At 49.5% G+C, this 22,879-nt stretch carries 14 protein-coding genes; 10 read left to right on the top strand and 4 right to left on the bottom strand.

All coding sequences use genetic code 11. The features are described 5' to 3' along the window. Positions 1 to 67: 67 nt before the first annotated feature. The gene (locus HMPREF3016_RS08800) at positions 68 to 1,672 is read right to left on the bottom strand and encodes an MFS transporter (protein ID WP_246828527.1); all 1,605 of its coding nucleotides are present in this window, start codon (positions 1,670 to 1,672) and stop codon (positions 68 to 70) included. A 271-nt stretch (positions 1,673 to 1,943) separates the two neighbouring features. Between HMPREF3016_RS08800 and ftsY the strand changes: the two genes are divergently transcribed. Then, positions 1,944 to 3,059 carry a signal recognition particle-docking protein FtsY gene (gene ftsY, locus HMPREF3016_RS08805; protein ID WP_080974371.1) on the top strand — a complete coding sequence of 372 codons (1,116 nt, stop codon included), beginning with the start codon at positions 1,944 to 1,946 and terminating at the stop codon, positions 3,057 to 3,059. 187 nt (positions 3,060 to 3,246) lie between these two features. Here the strand turns inward: ftsY and HMPREF3016_RS08810 are convergent, their stop codons facing one another. After that, positions 3,247 to 4,185 carry a hypothetical protein gene (locus tag HMPREF3016_RS08810; protein WP_070741697.1) on the bottom strand — a complete coding sequence of 313 codons (939 nt, stop codon included), beginning with the start codon at positions 4,183 to 4,185 and terminating at the stop codon, positions 3,247 to 3,249. Between the two features lie 877 nt (positions 4,186 to 5,062). Here HMPREF3016_RS08810 and HMPREF3016_RS08815 point away from each other — a divergent pair. The 5 genes from HMPREF3016_RS08815 (at position 5,063) to HMPREF3016_RS08835 (ending at position 10,660) form a co-directional block, all read left to right on the top strand. After that, a complete protein-coding gene (locus tag HMPREF3016_RS08815; protein ID WP_083315910.1) occupies positions 5,063 to 6,841 on the top strand; it encodes a type I restriction-modification system subunit M in 1,779 nt (592 codons plus the stop codon). Beyond that, complete coding sequence (locus HMPREF3016_RS08820; protein WP_070741699.1) at positions 6,841 to 7,980, top strand: restriction endonuclease subunit S; 1,140 nt, start codon at positions 6,841 to 6,843, stop codon at positions 7,978 to 7,980. Before HMPREF3016_RS08815 ends, HMPREF3016_RS08820 begins: the two co-directional genes overlap by 1 nt. A gap of 17 nt (positions 7,981 to 7,997) precedes the next feature. Further along, a complete protein-coding gene (locus HMPREF3016_RS08825) occupies positions 7,998 to 8,849 on the top strand; it encodes a DUF6414 family protein (protein ID WP_070741702.1) in 852 nt (283 codons plus the stop codon). A 129-nt stretch (positions 8,850 to 8,978) separates the two neighbouring features. After that, positions 8,979 to 10,163 carry an ImmA/IrrE family metallo-endopeptidase gene (locus tag HMPREF3016_RS08830; protein WP_070741706.1) on the top strand — a complete coding sequence of 395 codons (1,185 nt, stop codon included), beginning with the start codon at positions 8,979 to 8,981 and terminating at the stop codon, positions 10,161 to 10,163. A gap of 2 nt (positions 10,164 to 10,165) precedes the next feature. After that, positions 10,166 to 10,660 carry a DUF4411 family protein gene (locus HMPREF3016_RS08835; protein ID WP_070741709.1) on the top strand — a complete coding sequence of 165 codons (495 nt, stop codon included), beginning with the start codon at positions 10,166 to 10,168 and terminating at the stop codon, positions 10,658 to 10,660. Between the two features lie 54 nt (positions 10,661 to 10,714). On the opposite strand, the gene HMPREF3016_RS08840 is transcribed toward HMPREF3016_RS08835, so the two are convergent. Then, positions 10,715 to 11,341: a hypothetical protein gene (locus HMPREF3016_RS08840; protein ID WP_070741711.1), complete on the bottom strand. Its 627-nt coding sequence runs from the start codon at positions 11,339 to 11,341 to the stop codon at positions 10,715 to 10,717. A 225-nt stretch (positions 11,342 to 11,566) separates the two neighbouring features. Here HMPREF3016_RS08840 and HMPREF3016_RS08845 point away from each other — a divergent pair, with 225 nt between their 5' ends. Together HMPREF3016_RS08845 and HMPREF3016_RS08850 are read left to right on the top strand one after the other, a co-directional pair. Next, the gene (locus HMPREF3016_RS08845) at positions 11,567 to 14,206 is read left to right on the top strand and encodes a hypothetical protein (RefSeq protein ID WP_070741714.1); all 2,640 of its coding nucleotides are present in this window, start codon (positions 11,567 to 11,569) and stop codon (positions 14,204 to 14,206) included. A gap of 175 nt (positions 14,207 to 14,381) precedes the next feature. Continuing rightward, a complete protein-coding gene (locus tag HMPREF3016_RS08850) occupies positions 14,382 to 17,669 on the top strand; it encodes a type I restriction endonuclease subunit R (protein WP_070627884.1) in 3,288 nt (1,095 codons plus the stop codon). A 117-nt stretch (positions 17,670 to 17,786) separates the two neighbouring features. On the opposite strand, the gene HMPREF3016_RS08855 is transcribed toward HMPREF3016_RS08850, so the two are convergent. Further along, positions 17,787 to 18,236 (bottom strand): NUDIX hydrolase, encoded by a 450-nt coding sequence (locus tag HMPREF3016_RS08855; protein WP_070697120.1) that lies wholly within the window; start codon positions 18,234 to 18,236, stop codon positions 17,787 to 17,789. A 188-nt stretch (positions 18,237 to 18,424) separates the two neighbouring features. On the opposite strand from HMPREF3016_RS08855, the gene ffh reads away from it, so the two are divergent. Beyond that, positions 18,425 to 20,011 carry a signal recognition particle protein gene (gene ffh, locus HMPREF3016_RS08860; protein ID WP_013399233.1) on the top strand — a complete coding sequence of 529 codons (1,587 nt, stop codon included), beginning with the start codon at positions 18,425 to 18,427 and terminating at the stop codon, positions 20,009 to 20,011. 406 nt (positions 20,012 to 20,417) lie between these two features. Further along, positions 20,418 to 22,829: a hypothetical protein gene (locus HMPREF3016_RS08865; RefSeq protein ID WP_070741717.1), complete on the top strand. Its 2,412-nt coding sequence runs from the start codon at positions 20,418 to 20,420 to the stop codon at positions 22,827 to 22,829. Positions 22,830 to 22,879: the final 50 nt, after the last annotated feature.

The raw sequence follows: 22,879 nt of genomic DNA on the forward strand, positions 1-22,879 counted from the left end.
AATAAAATACTGTGGGCTAAGAATGCTCGAAGATGTTCTTAGCCCACAGTATTTTGTGAATGTTCCCCTACCTTCCGGTATAGTTCTCATCCGCCAGTTCGCGGGGCCAGTGTGGAGTACGGAACGGTAGCCAGGTGAGTGAAGCTGCCAGGAGCAAACCTCCGCAGAGCATGAATGCAGGTGTGAACCCCCACGTATCGGCAACAGCACCGGCGAGAAGCGGACCCAGAATCATGCCGAAATCACTATGCATTTGGAAGGTTGCAAGTACGGGTGCACCATCGCGTTTGCTACCGATCACATCGGCAACAGAGGCTTGCAGCGAGGGCGTGATCAGTGCGGCACCAGCACCCATACCCACGATGAGAGCCACAAGCATCCAAGGCGCCGAAGAAATACCAATAGTCGAAATGGCGGTTCCGGCGATAAGCAAACCGATAAAAATCATGATGCGCCGCCCCAAGTTGTCTGATAGACGCCCTGAAACGGTTTGGGTAAGAGCATTTGCTAACGAACCGACCGCCATCACCGTAGAGGCAAGGACGGTTCCCTCCGGTGCCCTAGACGCATCGCCGCCCGTCGCCAAATACGCCGCGAGCAGAGGAATCAGAGAAGACTGTATGCCTAAAACAGCCCAGCCGATCGTAAAGTTCGTGAAAAGCGCCGATCGGTAGTTCGTAAATTTGAGCGCTTGCCGAACGGTCATCGTGGCTGGCATAGGGGGTTTCTGCCGGGGTGATTCCTCGCCCGAAGCCGGTACATCGGTTGCAGAAGCATCGTTAGTATCGGGGGAAGCTTTGGAGCCAGTATCATGCTGGGTGGGAAGGCTATATGCCTCACGTTCGGCATCAATCTGATCGGCAGGAGGCATCATGAACCAGACGATAGCCCCAGCTATTAGCAGAGAGCAGCCGTAGAGGGCAAATGGCAGGCGCATCCCCAAGCCGCTGAGTGCACCGCCGACGACCGGCCCCATAATGTTCCCGAGCAGGAATGCGGTAGCGTAGTATCCCGAAACCCGCCCGCGCATATGCGAAGGTGCTAGACGCACCAGAAGACCCATCGCAGAAACCGTGAACATGACCGAACCAATACCTGCGAATGCGCGCGAAGCGAGCAGCACCCAGTAATCCCAGGCAGCGGCATTTACGAAGGACGAAACCGCCACAATAACCATGCCGCAGGTGTAGATAGGGCGCTCACCAAACCGTGAGATGAGCTTGCCCGCCCCCGGTGCGAAGACTAACCGCATGGCTGCCAATGCCGAGACCACAATCGTTGTTGCCGCTACTCCCACGTTAAAGCTACGCGCAAAACTGGGGAGTACAGGTGCTACGAGTCCGTACCCGAGCGCGATCATAAAAGATGCGGCAATGAGTACCTTCAACCCGGTAGGAATACGAGTTTTTGCAGGTGTTTCAGGCGGTGTACCTTCAGTTTCGTCAGCCTTCGTGAGCTGGATGCGCCTGCCGCTCTCATCCTCAATAGTTGCGGATGCGATGGCATCCGCTCCGGGGCTGACAATAGGGATCGCACCGGTTGCTGCACTCATGTAGTCCGGTGTGCATTGCTGCATGCTGCCGGTATTGGAAGGTTCTTTCTTCCCGGTATCCTGCTGAGTTTCTGCGGGGGAGGAGCCTCGGGACTGTGCGTTGTGTTCGTGCGGGGTCATAACTCTTTCTGAGTATTTGGCGGTAGAACCACCCTGGCAGCGAAGCTGCCGTGCGTGTTGGTTAGGGGGAGCGCATCAGAATCTTGCCTGATACCGCTCGCTCTCACTAGTCTACTCTTCTTAAGAATTGTGGGTCGGGAGCATTGAGGATATTCCTTGCCTGCCGTGAAACGCCTGAGCGAAGAGCTATTTTATGCGGAAGTGCGCTGCAGAACGGATTTTCCTTCATAAGCCCCCTTTTCATCTTCATACCAGCCGGTAAGCTAGTAGTGTGAATGAATCAATGTGGATAATCCTGGCAGTTGTGCTGGGTGTATTAGTGATTGCTGGCGTCATTTTCGCCTTTACACGCGGTGCTAAAGCGCCGCGTGGCGGGTATCCGAGCACACGTGATGCTGATGATACGCAGACGGAAGACACATCGGAAGAGACCGAGCAACCAGCCTCCCGTTACGATATTCCTGATCCTTCGGCGGGGCGTCTGGTGCGGCTGCGTGCCCGTTTGGCGCGGTCGAACAACATGCTGGGTAAGGGGCTTTTGGCTCTGCTCTCACGAGATCGCATCGATCAGGATGTCTGGGATGAGGTCGAAGAGACTCTACTCATGGCTGATTTGGGGGCTGAGCCGACCACTCGCCTAGTGGAGGCGCTTCAGAAACGGGTGCGTGTGGAGGGAACCGATAACCCCGCCGCCGTGAAGAAGATGCTTCATGAAGAGCTTCTTGAGATTATTGGTCCCACAATGGATCGTGAGCTAAAGACCGAGGGCACCGACGGTAATCCCGGCGTGGTGCTTGTGGTCGGCGTGAACGGCGTAGGGAAGACCACGACGGTCGGTAAGATCGCCCGTGTGATGGTTGCGGACGGAAATTCGCTTCTGCTGGGCGCGGCTGATACCTTCCGTGCGGCGGCTTCCGAACAGCTGACGACCTGGGGCGACCGCGTGGGCGTGAAGACCGTGCGCAGCGAGAAGGAAGGTGCTGATCCTGCCTCTGTTGCTTTCGACGCGGTGAAGACCGCTAAAGCTGAGGGTATCGGCACGGTGCTGGTTGATACCGCGGGTCGCCTGCAGAATAAGGCCGGTTTGATGGATCAGCTCGGCAAGATCAAACGCGTGATCGAAAAGGAAGCCCCCGTGACCGAGGTGCTTTTGGTGATTGACGCGACAACCGGGCAGAACGGTATGGTGCAGGCGAAGGTCTTCGGCGAAATCGTGGATGTGACCGGTATTGTGCTCACCAAGCTCGACGGTACCGCGAAGGGCGGCATCGTGGTGGCGATTCAGGAAGAATTGGGTGTTCCCGTCAAGCTCGTGGGACTCGGCGAAGGCCCGGACGATCTGGCCCCCTTCGACCCCGAAGGCTTCGTGGATGCGCTTCTCGATTAGCGGCTGAACCCTGCTCTTGTGCGTCGTGCATTTTAGCGGAGCATATCAATGAGGCGATATTTCCGGGAGTGTTTTCTTCATCTGGGAGCAATTAAATTGCTCCCAGATGAAGAAAACACTCCCGATTTTTATCTCAACCCCGCAAGTTCTTCCTACGAAGCTACTGACCGACGTATCTAGCGACGACCTAACCGTGCCCTGCCAGACGAGCGTAGGATTCAACAATCCAGGTAATCGCCCAATCATGAGTGAGCCAAATAGCAACTAGACTCGGTACAAGAACAACCAGAGCGTTGATACGATACTCGCGATGATTCATCGTGCGAGGTTTGTGATGGTAAAGCACCGCATATGAATCCACTAAGGGCAAAAAAGCTTTCAGGAGCGCCAGAGACATCATCACGACTGCCAGCAGGTAGAGCATTACGACGAAGTATCCTTGAGGTCCATAGAGTTTCCCGATAGATGTCACAATATCTACTACTGAAACATGCTGCCCCTGTGCAACGTTAATATTCTCCCAGATGCGTTGCCTCATGCTAGCAAAGCTCCACTGGTTTCCCGGAGTATTCATGCGTACTAGTGATAGGGCTAATGGTGCTGAAAGTGCAGTTACTTCTAAGGGGAACCAGAAGAACCGGGACGTTGCAGTATCCTTTAGCTTTTTAGATTTTTTCCCCGCGATAATAACGGTAATACTCAAAATAGCTACGATAGCTAAGGCAACCACCAAAATAGCATTCACTACTGGCCATGAGACCAGAAAAAGGGCAGCGACTAGAATAGGTATCACGACCATCATGAGAATGTTTTCTGCGTCGTCATCGGGGGTTTTCTGCGGAGAATTATGGTTGTGATGAGTCACGTTAGTACTCTGGTCAACATGATTATTGTCGCCTGAAACCTGCGCAACGGGTCCATCTCTGTGGTGATTCAGTATTTGATTGTTATTTCCGGAAACATTGCCAATGCTTTGATTCACGTTGCTTGTTCCGTCCTTAGAGTATCCGTTTTTACGTCGAGTCGGTTTAAATTTGACTGCTGCGTAAATACCGCCTGCAAGGGCGGTAACCCCACCGGCAATCAGCGTTGCGGTCGTGCTCTCTGCAATATTCATCCAGTTCATATCTTTCATTCCTCTGTATTCAAGACTCTGGAGCGGTCAGAGCCTTGAAGATTTAGACGATAGTATCCGCTCGGTGTCTTTACCGTACGTCGTGTAAAACTCGTGTTTCTAGGGGAAATAAAGTTACCCCCGGGTAACTTTTTCTGCGGTTTCCTGAAAACCCTGCTAGGTCTAATGTGTTTCTTGAAGGGGCGGCGAAAGAACTAACCCCACCAAAAGCGAAAGTATCCAAGTAGAGGGGATGTAAAGATGGCAAGATACAGCCGGAAAAGTCGCCATAACGGAAAAATCCGCCGGGAACTTTGCATGAAAGCTGGTAAGTCATACCGTGCAAAGCCCACAGGGCGTTGCGGTAGAACTGGCAAGATGGGATACGCAGACAGGCTCGCAGCAATGATAGCGCTCAGTAGATGTGCTAGTCCTATGAACCGCAAGAGTAAACGTGAAGAAAAACGAGTCTATCGATGTCCCTTTTGTTCAATGTGGCATTTGACCTCAAGAGATCTGTTCCCGCCTAAAAACCAGAGCGGCAAGAAATCTAAGAAACCGGGAGTAAGACAGAAGGTGCGGCCACAGCCTATAAAGTTATCTAGTTCTGGTTCGAATCCTCGGTTATCAGTGAATACAGAGATAAAACCAGATATTGGTCAAGAACTAGTTTTATGGCAGCCGCATGTAAATCTATACCTGTAGTTTCTGCGGGCTGTCAGGATTGACAAATCGTAAGGTGCACTCGGTGCACTGTTTGTAGAATAGTGAAGTGGTGGCGTGACTTCCGCCTCTGCCTCAAACACATGAATATTACCCTCATGGGTAGCGATCTCAATGCAACGTACTAGGTGTTGCAAGAATTTTTGAGAGTTAGGATTAATTGCTCATGGCTCACGCCGAACAGCAGGCTCTTAACTTAGAGAGCATTAGCACAGATAAGACCTCTGCCAGTAAGAGGCGCCCAAAAAACTCTTCGTCAAAGAAAAAACCAGGTGTCTCTACGCCAACCACGTCGAAAGAGCTCGCCGGTCACCTGTGGAAGGCAGCGGATAAGCTACGTGGATCTATGTCAGCTTCAAACTACCGAGATTTTATTCTGGGCCTGATTTTCTTGAAGTATGTGGGCGATACGTTTGAGGCTACTCGCGCCCAGCTGAAGGAAGAACTGAGCGACATGTATGACGGAGATGACCTTCTGGAATCTCTAGAAGACCCGGATGAATACTATGCGAAGGCAGCGTTCTACGTGCCGCGTGAGGCTCGCTGGTCAGCGATTTCTCAGCAAGTGAAGAGTGGGGCGGTTGGGGAGCTCCTAGATCGGGCGATGATCGCGGTCATGGATCATAATGAGAACCTGCGAGGTGCACTTCCCGTGATCTATAACAGTGAGGGTGTAGATCAGCGCCGTCTGGCGAGCGTGATTGACCTGATCTCAAACACGAACTTCTCTGCAGTACGCGATTCTGAGCACTCCTCAACGAAGGACGTTCTAGGATTCGTGTACGAATATTTTTTGGGAAAGTTCGCTCGTAAAGAGGGTCACAAAGGTGGCGAATTTTATACCCCAACCACGGTGGTGAATACTTTGGTGGGTATTCTTCAGCCGCTGGACGGCACCCTATATGATCCGTGCTGTGGTTCGGGCGGTATGTTTGTGCAGTCTAATGTTTTTGTGGAGCATGCGGGCGGCAACTTTAAGGTTGATGACCAAGGTCGTCGTACAAAGCTACATGTGTATGGTCAGGAACTGAACCAGACAACCTGGCAGCTGGCACGTCTTAACCTTGCGATTCATGGTATTGATGGGAATGTCGGAACTCGCTGGGGTGACACATTTTTTGAGGACCGTCACCCGGATGAAACTTTTGATTTTGTGATGACGAATCCTCCGTTCAATATTAAGGATTGGGCTCTTAACACGGATGATCCTCGCTGGCGTTTTGGTATTCCTCCCGCTGGGAACGCTAACTATGGCTGGCTGCAGCATGTATGGTCGAAGCTGAATCCAAACGGTACCGCAGCCGTGGTGATGGCAAATGGTACGTTAACTGTTGAGACCAGTGGGCAGGGCGAGATTCGCCGCGCCATGATTGAAAATGATGCGGTCGCAGCTGTATTGGTGCTGCCCTCAAATATGTTTACGACCACGAGCTCTCCGGCATGTGTATGGATTTTGTCAAAGGACAAGAAAGCAGGACGGAACGGTTCAAAGGATCGCTCGGGCGAGATTCTATTCATGGATGCCCGGAAGATGGGTCATATGGTGAGCCGCACGGAGCGCGTGTTCTCTGAGGCCGAGATCGCGAAGATTGCGAATACCTGGTGTGCGTGGCGCGGAGTGAAGTCGATGTATCACGATGACGGCACCCTTATAGGAGAGGGAGAATCCGTAGCAATTCAGCCTTATGACGATGAGCCAGGTTTTAGCTTCAGCGCGTCACGTGAGCAGGTGGCGGAACAGGATTATGTGCTAACTCCTGGACGCTACGTGGGAAGCCCCGAGGCTGAAGCAGAAGATGTTCAGGCATTGAACGCTCAGATAGTCGATCTGCAGGTACAGCTATTGGAACAGTTCGCGGAGTCTGAACGTCTTGCACAGGTAGTTCGAGAGCAGCTGGCATCGTTAGACCTTGGTGGTTTAGAGCCCGAAGGAGTGGATGAGTAATGGCGACATTAACGGATACCCAGCGTGCAGCTGGGTGGAAAAAGTACGTATTGTCAGACATTGTAGAGATTATAGGTGGTGGCACGCCTAAGACGTCTATTCCTGAGTATTGGAATGGAGATATTCCCTGGTTATCTGTGACTGACTTTTCGGGTGACTCTCGGTATGTTTATGATACAGAGAAAAAAATTACTCAGGATGGTTTAGAGAATAGTTCTACTAAACTTCTTTTAAAGGACGATATTATAATATCGGCACGTGGTACAGTTGGTGAACTAGCTCAGTTATCTAGTCCCATGGCATTTAATCAGTCTTGTTTTGGAATCCGGGCAATTCCAGATAAGTTGAATCAGTCATATTTATATTATTTACTTCGGACTGTTATTGAAGAACTTCGTCAAAACTCGCATGGTTCAATATTTTCTACTATCACTCGAAAAACCTTTGATACTGTTGAAGTTATTATTCCTCCACATGAAGAGCAAGAAAATATTGCTGGTATTTTGGGATCTCTTGACGACAAGATAGAAGCAAATATTCGTCTTATTGGATTATTAGATGAGACGGTAAAAGTATTTGTGAAGAAAGATAAATCTATAGTTACGTATAAAATATCTGATAAATTAATTCATTCAACCAAGCAAGAATTGCCGAGCGCTGTCACCTCAGAAATGATTTACCATTATAGTTTACCAGCTTACGACAGTGGACAAAATCCTAAATTGGAAGATCCGAGATCAATAAAAAGTAATAAATTTCTTATTACTGAACCTTGCCTATTGCTATCAAAATTAAATCCTAAAACTCCTCGAATTTGGTGTGCATATCCTAAAAAAGGATATAGGAACTATGCATCAACTGAATTTGTAGTACTCGTCCCAAAAAAACATGAGGAACTAGCTGCATTGTGGGCATCATGTTCTGAAGGAAGTTTATACAAGAACCTTCAAGGAATGGCGGGAGGAACATCTGCCAGCCATCAGCGAGTAAAACCAATAGATATTCTCGCGCAGGATATAGATGTTTCAAAAAACACTAATATTTACACTAGCTATATATCTCAGATAGATTCTTTATCTTCAGAGAATGTATACTTAGTAAATATTCGTAATCTACTAATCAAAAAACTTATTGGATAACTCTAAGTGATAAGGAGATGCAAAAATTGAAAACCCCTTATGTGTATCGCAACTACACTTATCTTGATAGTAGTACCCTCAATATTATTGCTGAAGATTTTGATATGGATATCAGGTTTAGCTATGAAGTCGTTGAACGTACTGTAAAGGATAAGGAAGGAAAAGCGGGTATTGGATTTCATGGGCTGTCTGCTGGTGGTGGACTTTCGAGTAAGTCCGAACGTCAGGAAACGTATTCGCTAAGCAAAGATGGAAAATCTACCTCTACTAAGCTTATCAAGCACTTAGTTAGTGAAGGTATAGTTTTCACTCATGACATGTTTCAAAATGGAGAACAGCCTATCGAGAAAGGTTCCCTTGTGGAGCTAGAGGGTAGTGCTTTGATAACTGCTGCAAGCTCTATTGGGCGCCTAATGTATGCATTCCGCCCGATCATTAAGGAACCTAAAAATTTGATGGCTCTGCAAGATTTGGGTATGGACTCCGAGGATATCGTCAAAGCAGTTAGTGAATATTTGGTAGCGGATGATCTTCCAAATATTAACTTGCTTTACAAAATGTTTGTATCTGATATGCCGCCCAAAAACATTCAAAATGTATACTTAAACTTTAAGCCTGGAAATTTTCTTGATAGTCAAGAATCGATTAACATGGAGGATCAGTTTACTGTATTTGGCGTGGTTAAAATGTTGGTTCCTGGGAATGGTAATGGCAAGGGGACTGATACATGGATTATGCCAGGGTTTAACGATATTATCCGAAAAACTGTATTATCTGGTGGTATTCCGGATGATTTGGTTAAAAATCCTCTTATTCTTGAAAAACTTCAGATAATGAGCATCCTGAATATATTAAAGGGCCTGCCATGATAGTAGATGTTATCGCAATGTATTAAATTTCTGAATCTACTTATTAAAAAATATTCTAGGTGACTTGTTGTTACAGTTGCCTAGTTAGGGTGCATAGCCAGGTAGACTATAGGGGAGAGGAGGGTAGCGATGAGTGTCAAAGTTCCTGTAGAGCCAAGTGTACTTCGCTGGGCGCTTGACCGTGCTGACATGTCCGAAGCTGAAAAGGCTTTTGACCAGCTACATGTTTCTGAATGGCTGAGCCAAGATAGCCAGCCAACTATTAGTCAGCTTACGCAGTTTGCCCAGAAGACACATGTTCCCTTTGGCATGCTCTTCCTCTCTGAGCCTCCTGCTGATGAGAAGCCCATCGCCGATTTTCGGTTCCGCGGTTTCGCACCAGAGAAGTATTCTGCTGAGCTAACCGAGACCATTATGAAACAGCAACGGCGGCAGAGCTGGTACCGTGACTATGCTATTGCGCGTGGTCTGACAGCAAATGAATATGTGGGATCTGAAACTTTAGTGAGCAAACCCGAACAGGTAGCCGACCGTATCCGCCATGAATTCGGGTATACGCCTGGAATGGCCCGTTCCGGGGCAGAGGCACGCAAAGAGATTATAGAACTATTGGAAGAGAACGGTTTTCTTGTCAGCGTTGCCGGAGTTGTGGGTTCCAATACTCGCCGCCCCTACGATCCAAATGAGTTTAGTGGATTTTCTCTCTCCGATGACTATGCTCCCACTATCTTCGTTAACGGTCGAGACACTAAAAACGCTCAAATCTTTACATTACTACATGAGCTGGGGCATCTTCTGCTAGGGGAGAGTGGAGTATCTGCCTCTGACGGTTGCGAGGAACTACATCAGCAGCGTGTCACACAACAGGCTCAAAACGAGCGCTGGTGCGACTCCTTTGCCGCGCACTTCTTAGTTCCTCCTGCAGAACTGCATAAAAAAGTGCAAGCGTTACACGGTGATGAGGACGAGGTAGCAGAAGAATTCGTTAAGAAGCTGGCACATCATTTCTGTGTCAGTACCTTGACGATCCTCAATAGTTTGTTAAATGAAAAGCTTATAACGTGGAATAAGTACACCGAGCTATATGGACCAATGCGTGAACAAGCTATCATGGGTGCACGAAGCAATAGGCAAAAAACCAAAGGCGGTAACTATCATACAACAAGGCTCTATGCTCTTGGTAAGCGGTTCGCAAGTGCAGTTTTCGCTGACGCAGCCAGCGGGCGTACCACTTATACGGAAGCTCAGCGTTTGCTTGGCATACCTAAAACAGAAACCTACAAAAATCTTGCACAAAAGATAGGGGGAATGTAGGAGTGTCCCTTTTAGACGTTTTTCTTGTTGATACCAGCGTCCTAGTAGAGGCTCACCGCAGATATTATGCACACGATATAGTCCCTAGCTATTGGAGATGGCTCCACAATGAGATCGCTCAACAGGGACGAATTATGAGCATTATTCCGGTGTATCAAGAACTCATTGCTGGCAAGGATGAACTCGCGCAATGGGTTGCAGAAAGAAAAGAGTATTTTAAATCTTTGACAGCAGAAAGCATAGGAGCTTTCAGAGAAGTCGCTAACTGGGCGCAGAACAAAGACCAATACAAGCAAACAGCTAAAAATGAATTTCTGAGTGTTGCTGATAGCTCGCTTGTCGCTTTCGCTAAAGCGCATGACTACACGGTTGTGACTCTTGAGCAGCCTGCACCTGAGTCGAAGAACAGAATTCTGATACCAGACGCCTGCCACGCACATGGAGTAAAGTACTGCGACCCCTTCGAGATGATGAGGGCCCTTGGCGGATCAATCTGATGGGTTTCCAGTCCGGTATACGGTGAAAACCCACCAGATAAGATTCCATGCTCGTTAGTAGATCGCTCCCGAAGGTTGAGGGGTACTATCCTGATCTAAATCTTGGGGTACGTGTCGTACAACAGACGCAGATACCACATTCCACAAGAAAATTAGTGGGAAACCCAGGACAAGTACTATAAGACAAAGCGCAAAGACACTGAAACTTACTCCGACGGTGGGTTCAAGTAGATACTGACGATGGCGTACCATGTCTCGAACTAGAAAACCTACTAATAATGCTGCTGGAACAATCAAGATTCCAAGCCACTCAACCCATGAAGTTCCTCGTAAGGCTAGCAGCGTGATACTTAGGACAATCCAGGTTGAAGAATAAGAGGCTTGTTTCTCCCAGACATCAACTTTAGCTAGATTAATGGTCCCAATAAGAAGCGTAATAGATGCGAAGACTGCTACTCCTTGTAACTGCACAAGCCCCTTAACTGCACTGTACCAGTCGACATTAACGTGTAGATAGCGGAGAATTCCATCAATTACTGGTAGGAAAGAATAGTCCGAACCTTCAAGAGTCACACACCAGGCGAGCAACGCTGTGACGAGAGTAAACAACGTGCCTACACTAGGAATTACCTTCTTGACCCGGTCTGAAGCGGCTGCGACGACGAATGCTCCAGTAGACATTATTTTTCCTTTCTTGAGCTTTTCTGTATTTGCTCAAAAATGAGCGTGTTCTCACCGTATACATGTTTTAATAGCCTTGCCACCAAATTCGTCATCCGCCAGCGTTGTTGCCGGGCACTGCACGGTTTATGCACATTTCTTCCAGAATTTTGCGATAATCAAAGACAGAGAAAACCTCATTACCACAACATATTTTGTTGAAATGTAAAATTTTGCAGGAGATATATGGAGGACCTTCGTGCTCTTGTATCGGGCTTCTCCCTAAGCCGTGCCCGACTGGCTGCCGCAGCGGGAGTGAGCGAAGCAGCCATTAAAAAGCTCACCAAGAAAGAACTTGCCCCTGCACTTACCGCCGAGAACGAGATCGACTTAGGTCTTGCCTTCGGTATTATGCTTGGTCTTGACGATCATGGAAACGCCACAGGTAAGAACCGCACTAAAACATCAAGTCCCGAAGAATTCACCTGCAATTTGCTTCGTGAACGGTTTCTCGCCGAGTTTACCAACACCGCCGATCCGGTAGGAGTTACCGAGCTTTTGAGCGCACTCGTGATGCTCTACACCCCACTCGACCAGACGGTCGAAAACCCACTTCATATCCTTGAAACCGCTTACGTTCAGCGTCCACAAACTAGCTTTGAGCTCAAAGCATCAGAAACAGAACCTTATTCCCAGAACTCTATTCGTGTACATCGAGAACCACCCACTTGGCTTATTATTGAGGCTTTTCCTGAAGAGCAACGCCCGCTGATTATGGATATTGTGGTTCCTGTTTTAGAACAGGGGTGCGAAACCCTCATCCATGCACAACCGCGCAATACTCTGCTGACGTCTCAAGATTGCATGCGTCTTACCTGTGCTTACGCCTTCGCTGTAGCCGAAGAGTATATGGAGCAGAACCATAAATTTGCAGAAATACAGGCTGTTCGAGAGAAAATCTCTCACCGCGATCAGCACCACACCGTCCCCAACCACGAGGTTCTGCTTTATCTGGAAGAAATACTTGGTAACCGCCGAGAACTTCTGGTCCATGGCGCGAACAGTACATACGAATTTGCCTCTGTAGCTCTTGCCCACAATTTTGAGCGTGCTGAAAATGTATCCTTCAGTGTAGAATCGAGCGCTTCCTCAGAAAATACCGAGCAGCGGCAACTTAACGTCTATAAGCTGATGCTTGCTGCGCTGAGCGACGAAGGACTGCAGCGCGCTCTCGAAATACATGGATCAGAAACGCCAGATCCCTACAACGGGAAGCTGCCCTCTGATCACCTACTGTTTCTTCCCTTAGATACAGATTTAACAGGCCTGCGACACCTTTATGAAGCGCAAGACAAACAATGGGAAACAATCTTCGCATATGCCTACAGTGAGGATAAGCAAGTAAGTACTCTCCAACCTGGAGAAAACCTGGTCGTGCTTGGACTACACGATATCCTCAGTAAATTTGGAGGTTCACGTCGCCTGCCCCAAGAAACAAAGCCCTGGTATGTGCCCTATGAACGCACCGGAATGCTCAGCACAGAGCATGAAAACCCGTATCACAAGATGCGGTTACGTGCCTTGATCAACCTTGGCGATAACAGGCTTAAACGCAACACCAAAGCTAAAATGGGGCTAGCCGTATTCCGCGTTCCCACTCTTGGAGAACAGCTACAAAACTCCGTATATCTTGCTGATCTTTCCTACGCTGCCTTGGCAGAGGATAAACCTGACTCGGATAAAAACACCCAGCGTGCCCATACAGTAGCCCAGACCGTGCTCTCATACCTGAATACGGGAGAAATTCATCCAGAAGATCTAACTATTGGGTGCATCGTCCGCTCAGACAAGCTTGAGCATGCTTCATTCCATGAAGTGTACCGTGAAGCACCTGGCGGTAGCCTGCTCAGTGATTATGAGATGATGCTGCGTATTCCCCAGCAGCTTCAAGAGATGCTAGACGATATTGCGGATACAACTTTAGAGCCTTGGCCAGTTATTCCTCGGGCTCCCGAAGAAAATATACGTTACCGTGGCAGTGATAGTTACGAGGTTCCTCTAGAACATCTTATTGAAGAGCGCAGGATCCTGTATGTTCCCGGCAATAAACTGGAAACTGGCTGTCTACGATTTGGTGAACCCAATTACAGTGAGCACACCGTGTTTGATCCGTATGCCTTGAGCAGATACAACATGATGGGACAATTGCCTCAGCAGGTTCACTTTTTGACTTCGCAGAATTTACCTGATGAAGCTACCTTGACCGAAGAGTACGATATTGTAGTGTACCCCGCGCATACAACCGACGCGCCAGGTCCTGCTGTCTACGTCGACCAAGAGGGCAATAACCTGGTGTCTTCACCAGCGTTTGTCCTTCGGCTTTCTCCGTCTGAAGACGGAAACGCTCACCGGTACGAACGTTCTACAACATTAGCTGCGCTTCTGCTGAGTTCCCTCAACAGCCAGAAGGAGAGCGAAGGAAGCGGAGTAGGAAGTTACCTATCTCCAGAAAAGCGCATAAAGTCAAAGGTTTTTAACTGGAGGCAGCTCCGTCTACCTTACACGGCATATCTACCTAGCGTGAAGCTCCGAAACGCGAAGGATCCACGAACCTTGCCAGCGAAAGAACGGCAAGGATACACTTCCGCTGAAAATCAGATGCTGTGGTTGCTTGGCGAAGCTGCACCAACCCCGGAAGAAGAAGCTGATATCAGCGCTTACGCTCAATCATTCACAGATCTGAAGAACCTGGAAGATAAGCTACAGCGTGCCCTCGAAAAAGTACGAACCATGCAAAACATTAGTGTTCATGGTATCACCTCAGGCAACCTCAGCATCAGAGGATTTGCGCATCATCAAAACCTTCGGAAGAGGTCTGATGTTTAGAGTCCAAGCTACAGATGTCGTTCCACCACAAGAGGTCGGTCTCTTCTAGTGTTACCCCCGGGTAACTCAGACGCTACTTGGGTACCAAGGTACAACCTGCCACACTGAGAATATAGGCTCAAACACCGCTTCAGATACAAGCAATAAACTCAAAACGAAGGGAACCATTAGTAATATGCTTGAAAAAGATTGGGAAATACGCGTTCTTTCAGATCTCCATGATCTGGGCTGGAAAATTACCGACGGTACAGCTATAGCACCCTTCACTGATCCGTCAGAGCGTCGGTCTGCTCAAGAGTCTATCCTGCCCTTCACCATGCCTGAGCATGCTCGTGAAAGTTACCACTCCATCCTGATTCCTGGCGCTCTCAAAGAGGCGATTAGCGTTCTCAACCCGTGGCTACCCCCTGAAAAATTACAGGAGGTATTCACCAAAGTAACCACTGTCCAAAGTAATGACCTCATCTCAGAAAATATGCGAGCCTACCGGTACATGACCGAAGGGGTGAAGATTGAGATGACTGCAGCTGATGGATCGCAACAGACCCATACAGCCCGTATCGTCAGCCGCGATGCGGACGATAATGAATGGTTGGCGGTACAGCAGGTGATTATCAAAGAACGTGAGCGAGAATACCGATTTGACGTAGTGCTTTACTGCAACGGATTACCCGTTGGGATTATCGAACTTAAAAATCCCGGAGCAAGTAACTCAACTATTGAAGATGCCTACCAGCAACTTAATACCTATAGCACCTACTTCCCTCAAGCATTTACCTTCAATATTCTGAACATTATGAGTGATGGGATTACCTCCATGTATGGAACTCCTTTCACACCGTATCAGTACTTAGCGCCCTGGAACTATACACCTAGTGGTACTGAAACCCCTGTTCTCGAAGAAGTTGATGGGCAGACATACACGACATTGGATCGTATGCTCGACTCGCTTGGAAACCCAGATATTCTGCTTGATATGCTCTTCAAATACACTCTTTTTGTGCAGAACGAAGGCAAGGCTGGGCAGAGCCACCTCACGAAGATTATTGCTATGTCTCACCAATACTTCGCGGTTGAGAAAGCACTCACAAACACCATCAACGTGCCCACGGGACGGGGAGAAAAAGGACGTGTGGGCGTTGTATGGCACACTCAAGGTTCCGGTAAGTCATATACCATGCTGTTTTATGCCCGTGCCATCATGGCTCATAAACGCATGCACAACCCCACCATTGTGGTGGTTACTGACCGGACTGACCTTGACGATCAGCTTTATTCCACCTTCCGCAAAGACCAGCTTCTCACTGACCAGCCTCAACGCATTCAAAGCCGGGATGAACTGCGCCTAGAACTTAAAGGTCGCCAAGCAGGAGGGATCTACTTCACCACGTTACAAAAATTTGGTCTAACGGAAAGCGACAAGCAGAAACACCAAGAGTTTCCGTTGCTTTCAGACCGTGAGAACATCGTGCTCATTGTCGATGAGGCGCACCGCTCCCACTACGGCAGCTTAGATGACGGTTATGCTAATAACATTAATCGTGCCCTGCCACACGCTAAATATATTGCCTTCACCGGTACTCCTATCGACAATACTACCGGCTCAACTGTTCATGTATTTGGTGATTATATTCATGTGTATAGCATCGACCGCGCCGTAGCGGAAGGAGCTACAGTACCGCTTTACTACGATTCTCGCTATATTCCTCTAGCCTTACGTGATGGCGAGAGCGAAGAGACTATCACTGCGCTCGCCGAGCAGATCACTGAAGACCTTGATGAAGAGCAACGCCTAGACATAGCTAAAAATGTCGCTCGCTTAAAAGAGCTTCTGATTTCAAAAGATCGCCTTAAACAAGTTGCTCAAGACATCGTGTCTCATTGGGAAACGCGACGTGAAAACATGGAGGAAGAGTTAGGGGTGTATGGAAAAGGTATGATAGTCACGTCATGCCGTGAGCACGCCTCAAAACTGTACGATGCTATCGTAGAGATACGCCCTGATTGGGCGCCGGAGCGTAACGGTGAGGATGTACATACCGGTAAAATTCAGGTTATGTATTCTCGTGGTCCTGCTTCTGAAGGACCTGAAATGGCTCGGTTCGCACGTATCAAAAAACAGTCACGAGAATTGCAAGCACGTATTAGGGACCCCAAGGACCCCCTTGAACTGGTCATAGTAAGCGATATGCTTCTCACCGGTTTTGATGCTCCAGTTATGCATACGCTCTATATGGATAAATCCCAGAGCGGACATAACCTGATGCAGACCATAGCCCGTATTAACCGACGTTTTCAAGGGAAAAGCGCAGGCCTCATCGTGAGCTACTTACCGCTTCAAAAGAATCTCTCTGAAGCATTGGAACGGTATGCTGACGATGAACGTAATCCGGTTGAAAACGCTGCCGACGAAAGCTTGCGTATTAAATCTTTCCAGTTGCTTGATATTCTCGACCAGCTGCGGAACCTATTAGGACAGCGAAACTGGATAGAGCAAGTGCACCAGAATGTCAACGGGGCACGACGTTTAAACGTGGTGTTGGGCGTATGTAACAGTATTTTAGAGTTTCGTAGGAACGAACAGAGCAACCCCGATATGCCGGATGACCAGCGCCGTTATGCTCGAATTATGGCGCGACTGATCACCATGGAGCGTACCTACCGGCATATCAAGCAAGCTACTGAAAACGAGTATGTTAAGCGTGTGCTTGAGCGAACTGACGAAATTGAATTTTTACGAGCAGTCTTGAACAGCATTAAAGCAGTCCTGGGCGAAGAACGTATTAAAGGGCGTACTCAAACTCCTGAAAATGCTATGCATGAGCTGCGCTTACTGGCAGAGAGCATGCTCGAAAGCCGAGACACTATTTTGGTGACGTTGGCAGATGGCAACGAACACATCAATATTCGAGAGCTCAACGAAGAAAACTTGAAAAGGATCGCCAAAACTTCTACACCAACTCTCGCAGTAGAAACCGCCGAGCGGGCTATGATGCAGCGTATTCAGGACGTTGCCGGGAAAAACCGTACTCGGCAGGAATACTTCGGTGACAAGCTCAAACAAGTAGTTGAACGCTATAACCGCGGAGTCACAACTCTGGCGGAAACTATGACCGCTTTGGCTCATTTTGAAAAGGAGCTTCGGGCCGATATAGCTCGTGGAGAAGCGCTCGGTTTCACTGAAGCAGAAACGGCTCTCTTTGACGCGCTCAAGGCAAGTGCATCTCCTGAGGAAATCTTAGATGATGATGTCCTGGGGAAAATCACTAGGGATATTTCTGCTGTGATTCAGAAGCTACCCAAGCGTTGGCTGGAGAGCGGACAGGAGCGTGCAGCATTCCGGGTTAAACTCAAGCGTATCTTCAATAAATATAAGTATCCGCCAAAAGCACAGGAAAAAGCCCGTATACGCATTATGCGTGAGGCTGAAGACTTAGCGCAGGATGCGTTGCTTGGTGGCTGAGTATTTCAAGTACACAGTATCCTTCGAGTCTTAAGAAGCGGGAGTGTTTTCTTCATCTTAAATTGTTACCAGATGAAGAAAACACTCCCGGTTTGTGCATTCACTCGCCAGAACACTCTATTCGTAGGTTGCCAGGTGCTTGAGTTTTCCGTTCCACTGCGGCAGTTCGTGCACGAGAAACTCTGGTTTGAGCGGATAATCCGCCAGGGAATCGAGCGGCAGCCAGACACAGGGGTAGCGATGCTCCTCTTCACAGGTGGTTATCGGAACCGCTTCAGAATCAACCTCCACGAGGTAGTGAAATTCAATGCGGTGATTCGGTAAACCGTGCACTGTGAAAAGGTGCTCTCCTACGAACGCAAGCTGCCGAACCGTGCAGTCGATGCCTAGTTCTTCGCGTACTTCGCGACGCACCGCATCCGCGCTGTGCTCACCAACCTGCACAGCGCCGCCGGGCACAAAATATTTGCCGTCGTGACTGTAGGCCAAGAGCTTACCGGCGTGTACGATTAGTGCCGAAGCTCGCACACCGTACTGATATCTTGCAGTTGCCGTTCGAAAATCCATACCTTTATTATCTAACTGCGTATTGTATACAGTTTCGCCAAACGCTCATCGGAGGGTGTCATCGACAGCAGATCTTGGCACATCCTGTATCCTTGGAGATTGAGTAAGCATCTTAAAAATGGGCGACCATCTTGGTTTCAAGCTGGGTGCAGTCCGTTTCCTCGACGATAAGAAAGTGATCACGGCTCGTGTTCAATTCTCTCTCTGACCGTTTGACGGCAACCTTTAAAAACCTGCGTGGCAAGGGCCGCCTCTCTGAGGCAGACATTGACGCAACCGTCCGCGAAATTCGCCGCGCCCTGCTGGATGCGGACGTCGCCGTGCCTGTTGTCCGTGAATTCGCTGCACATATTAAAGAGCGTGCCCTCGGCGCTGAGGTCTCAGAGGCACTCAACCCTTCACAACAGATCGTCAAGATTGTTAACGAAGAGCTTATTACTATTCTGGGCGGGCAGACTCGCCGTATTAATATGGCGAAGACCGGTCCTACCATTATTATGCTGGCTGGTCTGCAGGGTGCCGGTAAAACCACGCTGGCGGGTAAACTCGCGAAGTGGCTCAAGGGGCAGGGGCATACCCCCATCCTGGTGGCATCTGATTTGCAGCGCCCAAACGCGGTAACCCAGCTGAAGGTTGTGGGTGAGCGTGCGGGCGTACCCGTTTTCGCGCCTCACCCGGGTGTGACCAGTGAATTTGATACCCCTACTGGCGATCCTGTGCAGGTTGCACGAGATGGCGTTGCTGAAGCGCGTGCGAAGCTCCATGACGTGGTGATCGTTGATACTGCAGGCCGTTTGGGTGTGGATGCTGAACTCATGCAGCAGGCGCGTAATATCCGCGATGCTATTGAGCCTCAAGAAGTCCTCTTCGTAATCGATGCGATGATCGGTCAGGACGCCGTGAACACCGCAAACGCCTTCAATGAGGGCGTGGACTTTACCGGCGTAGTGCTCTCTAAACTTGATGGTGACGCCCGCGGTGGTGCGGCCCTTTCCGTTGCTTCGGTTACCGGCAAACCGATTATGTTCGCATCCACGGGTGAGAACGTGGATGATTTCGAGCAGTTCCACCCCGACCGTATGGCCAGCCGCATTCTGGATATGGGCGATGTGCTCACTCTGATCGAGCAGGCAGAGGCCACGTGGGATAAGGCAGAAGCCGACCGCATGGCCAAGAAATTCATCGATCAGGAAGATTTCACCTTTGATGATTTCTTGGCGCAGATGCAGCAGATTCGCAAGCTGGGTTCCATGAAGAAACTTCTCATGATGATGCCCGGTGCCGCCCAGATGCGTCAGCAGCTAGAGTCTTTTGATGAACGCGAAATTGACCGCGTTGAAGCTATTGTACGTTCGATGACCCCGCATGAACGTGTGGCACCGAAGATCATTAACGGTTCACGCCGTGCGCGTATCGCGAAAGGTTCGGGCGTGACTGTTTCTGAGGTGAATCAGCTCATGGAGCGTTTTGCTCAGGCGCAGAAGATGATGAAGAAGCTTGCCACCGGCAAGATGTCTGGTATGCCCGGCGGCATGCAGATGCCCGGTATGGCCGCGGCTGGCGGAAGTAACCGTAAAAAGAATAAGAAAAATAATAACAAGAAGAAGGCGGGTCGCTCAGGCAACCCCATGAAGCGTAAGCAGCAAGAGGCAGAGGCACTTGCCGCTCAGAAGGCACGCCAGGGTGCGGCTTTCGGGCAGCAGGCGCAGCAGCAAGAAGATCTTGATCTTTCGAAGATGAATCTGCCGAAGGGCTTTGAGAAGTTCCTACAGTAGAGGGACTGTGAAATGGTGTTCGCGGTGTTCTGGCGGCTTTATGAAGGAGTCGTCAAACATCGTGAACGTTGTTTGACAAGAATTTACCGGTGTATGAAGACGACTCACTCCGTATTCACACATCATGAAGACATACGCGTTACTCTGGTATAGAGGATTCGATAATACCGCGCCTATGACACACACCATCAGGTCACGTGCTGCAGGCTGAAAACCTGCATGAGAAAACGGATCCGATTGATAGGCGTGGAATGCAGATCTCTACAGTGTGCATCCGATGATTCGTAACGCCGTTTCTCACCGGCGATGCCCTAAATGTGAACTGCGCCTACTAATTAGCAGAAGGCTTTACGGTGTTAGTAGCGGGGCAGATGAGGCAAACGGCAGAACGCTATTAAGGGGAAGAATGCAGAACAACGAGCAACATCACCGAGACTCGGCGCAGGGCGGCGCTGAACAGAACGGTCGTGAGCGCCATGAAACTGCCAACCCTTGGACTTACACCAAGCCGGAGGCATCTGCCAGTCAAAATGGCACTGTCCCGGATTATTTATGGGTTCGCCTGTCTTTAGAGTATGGTGAAAACACCCCCGACATCGCCGGTTCTAAAGTGGTCTATTCTAGTGACTCTAGTGATGATGCTGATCCTGAAACTGCGGATGTTGCGAGCGCTATTATTGACCTGATCCGGCGGGCGAAACAACTTCATGAGGAGAAAGAACACCGCATTGATCCGCGTGAAGTAGATGATGTTGCTGCCTCACTAGCCCATGATGATCTGACGGTCGAAGAACTTAACCAGATGTGGCAGGATACTCCGGCTCCCCAAGACCCGGATAGCTCCGAGGAAGACGGAGAACATTATTCGGCTCCTCGGCATGACCATGCGGGTTCTCCCGAAGAGATCTTTGATGTGACTTTTTCTGATGTTGAGGATGAGAACCTGCACCGTCGCCGCATGTTGGCGCGCGCCGCCAGCGATCATGATGTAATTCAGGCTCTTATAGAGCTGACTCGGGAACGGCCCGAACTTATTGCCTATGAGATGGGTGAGCGTGAGGTTCAGATATATGTTTTGTGTTCGCTTAATCCCGCAGGTTATCTGAACGTTTTGCATGTGGCACACGGACAGATTCGCAAGGGTGAGCCCTTGGAAGAATACGTTGAGTGGCTTCTTGAACGCATGCCAGTAACCGGTATTGCTCTTGAAGAAGAACCCGGGATGTGGGTACCGGTACCGCATGATGTTTACCAGATCGAATTTTTAGTTGATGGCGATGCCGCGGCGCTTCTAGATATTAACCTGGATGCACTCACCAGCATGCTCCTCACCCAGCCGGAACGCCAGATTGTCGCAGCCCCGGCAGGAACATGGACGATTATTAGCGGCGATCCGCATGACATTTTGGCTGTTATCGCCGAAGCAAAGTGTCATGCCTTGATTGCGGAGGGGAATGCGCATCAACAGCATCTCATCTTTATGGAGGCCCCTCAAGAGCTAGAGCAGAACGAGAACGCACCTGCCTGGATGTTGGGCGAGCCGGAAGAGAAGGACTCGACCATTCTGGAGTTCTTCTGGCAGTCTGTTCCGAAGACCCTCACACGAACTATGACTCGTGAACATTGCGATTCTTATGAGGGCTCTTTAGAAGATATTCTGACGAGTCTGCCAGGTTTGCCGCCCGAGCCTTTTGGTCTGGACCAAGACGAGCTTACTCGCTCTATTGTTGAGCTTTCCCTGCTTTTTGGCGTTCCTTCTGGAACTTCTGCGGGAAGGCGCCTTGAAAGCTATCTGCGAGATACGAAGAACACTCTTGCTCTCGAATCGGTGCTTCAGCTATTGCACGTTCCCGTTGAGCTGGCAGCGGTACCGACGGAAGGGCTTGAGATCGGTGCTATTGGAACCGCTCGTGTATTTGGCGAAGACCCTGCTGAATTGCTGGCGGCACCTCATGACGAAAGTTCGTCTCAAGTAGACATGGATCCTGCGCAGAGTGACGATAACTCACTGTCTGCACATTACCAGTCCGATAAACTTCCCGATATAGAGGCTTTAAAACGCAGCTATCGTCTGGTAGCTACAAACCGCCGTGTGACTCTTGCGGAGTGGCTTGCTGCGTCTCAAAGTGGCGAGATTCCTTACGAATATACTCATGTGGGTACCACCAAACAACGGGATAATCAGCAGAACGAGTCTTTGGTGAAGAAGCCTTCCTCAAGTCCGCGTGTGGATGCGTCTAGCCCTAGCGGTGCATCAAACAAAGCGGTCGTTGAGACGAACTCTTCAACGCATACAGTTCAGCCCGCACACTCGGAATCGCCTGGTGAGACTTCTGCTGGAAAAGATCCCAAAAATCGTTTGCTTACCCGTGTTTTTCGGGTGGACGGTACCGCGCAGTTGGGGCTGGCAACCGTGTTTTGGACTGTTGCGCGCCGCAAAAAAGCGCAGGGTAAGAGCGCCCCAATTTTGACAGCTCTGAGTACTGTTCTCGCAGCTGGCGGCACGAGTGAGATTCTCTTAGCGCCTCGTCTCGCTCGGCTTGCTGGCGAGAAACTTGATGAGCATCGCAGTAAAGAAGCTTCAGACGCTCCCGTAAGCGCGGAGCTCGTGCGCCGGGGCGATAACCCGCAGGGCGCATCGTCGGAGGGGCTGCACCGGCGAACCTTAGTTGATGACCTGCGTGACGGCATCTACGTGGAAGCTCCGCGTAAGTCCCGCAAAGCCTGCTCACAGGCCGCGAGTTCCACGTCAGATGCTTCGTCCGCCGCAGAGCTGGGGGAGAGGGTACGTCGTACCGTCCGTAAGTTCTTCTCTTAAAACCTTCAACGCTTGCAAGAACCATGCTTAAGTACAGACGAAAGCGGAAT

The sequence above is a fragment of the Rothia sp. HMSC065D02 genome (genome assembly GCF_001815285.1).
Lineage (GTDB): Bacteria > Actinomycetota > Actinomycetes > Actinomycetales > Micrococcaceae > Rothia > Rothia dentocariosa.

What these genes read in the sequence shown, in the direction of transcription:
- HMPREF3016_RS08800 (WP_246828527.1), bottom strand. Translation starts at nt 1,672, where the DNA reads ATGACCCCGCACGAACACAACGCACAGTCCCGAGGCTCCTCCCCCGCA.
- HMPREF3016_RS08810 (WP_070741697.1), bottom strand. Translation starts at nt 4,185, where the DNA reads ATGAACTGGATGAATATTGCAGAGAGCACGACCGCAACGCTGATTGCC.
- HMPREF3016_RS08815 (WP_083315910.1), top strand. Translation starts at nt 5,063, where the DNA reads ATGGCTCACGCCGAACAGCAGGCTCTTAACTTAGAGAGCATTAGCACA.
- HMPREF3016_RS08820 (WP_070741699.1), top strand. Translation starts at nt 6,841, where the DNA reads ATGGCGACATTAACGGATACCCAGCGTGCAGCTGGGTGGAAAAAGTAC.
- HMPREF3016_RS08825 (WP_070741702.1), top strand. Translation starts at nt 7,998, where the DNA reads ATGCAAAAATTGAAAACCCCTTATGTGTATCGCAACTACACTTATCTT.
- HMPREF3016_RS08830 (WP_070741706.1), top strand. Translation starts at nt 8,979, where the DNA reads ATGAGTGTCAAAGTTCCTGTAGAGCCAAGTGTACTTCGCTGGGCGCTT.
- HMPREF3016_RS08840 (WP_070741711.1), bottom strand. Translation starts at nt 11,341, where the DNA reads ATGTCTACTGGAGCATTCGTCGTCGCAGCCGCTTCAGACCGGGTCAAG.
- HMPREF3016_RS08845 (WP_070741714.1), top strand. Translation starts at nt 11,567, where the DNA reads ATGGAGGACCTTCGTGCTCTTGTATCGGGCTTCTCCCTAAGCCGTGCC.
- HMPREF3016_RS08850 (WP_070627884.1), top strand. Translation starts at nt 14,382, where the DNA reads ATGCTTGAAAAAGATTGGGAAATACGCGTTCTTTCAGATCTCCATGAT.
- HMPREF3016_RS08855 (WP_070697120.1), bottom strand. Translation starts at nt 18,236, where the DNA reads ATGGATTTTCGAACGGCAACTGCAAGATATCAGTACGGTGTGCGAGCT.
- HMPREF3016_RS08865 (WP_070741717.1), top strand. Translation starts at nt 20,418, where the DNA reads ATGCAGAACAACGAGCAACATCACCGAGACTCGGCGCAGGGCGGCGCT.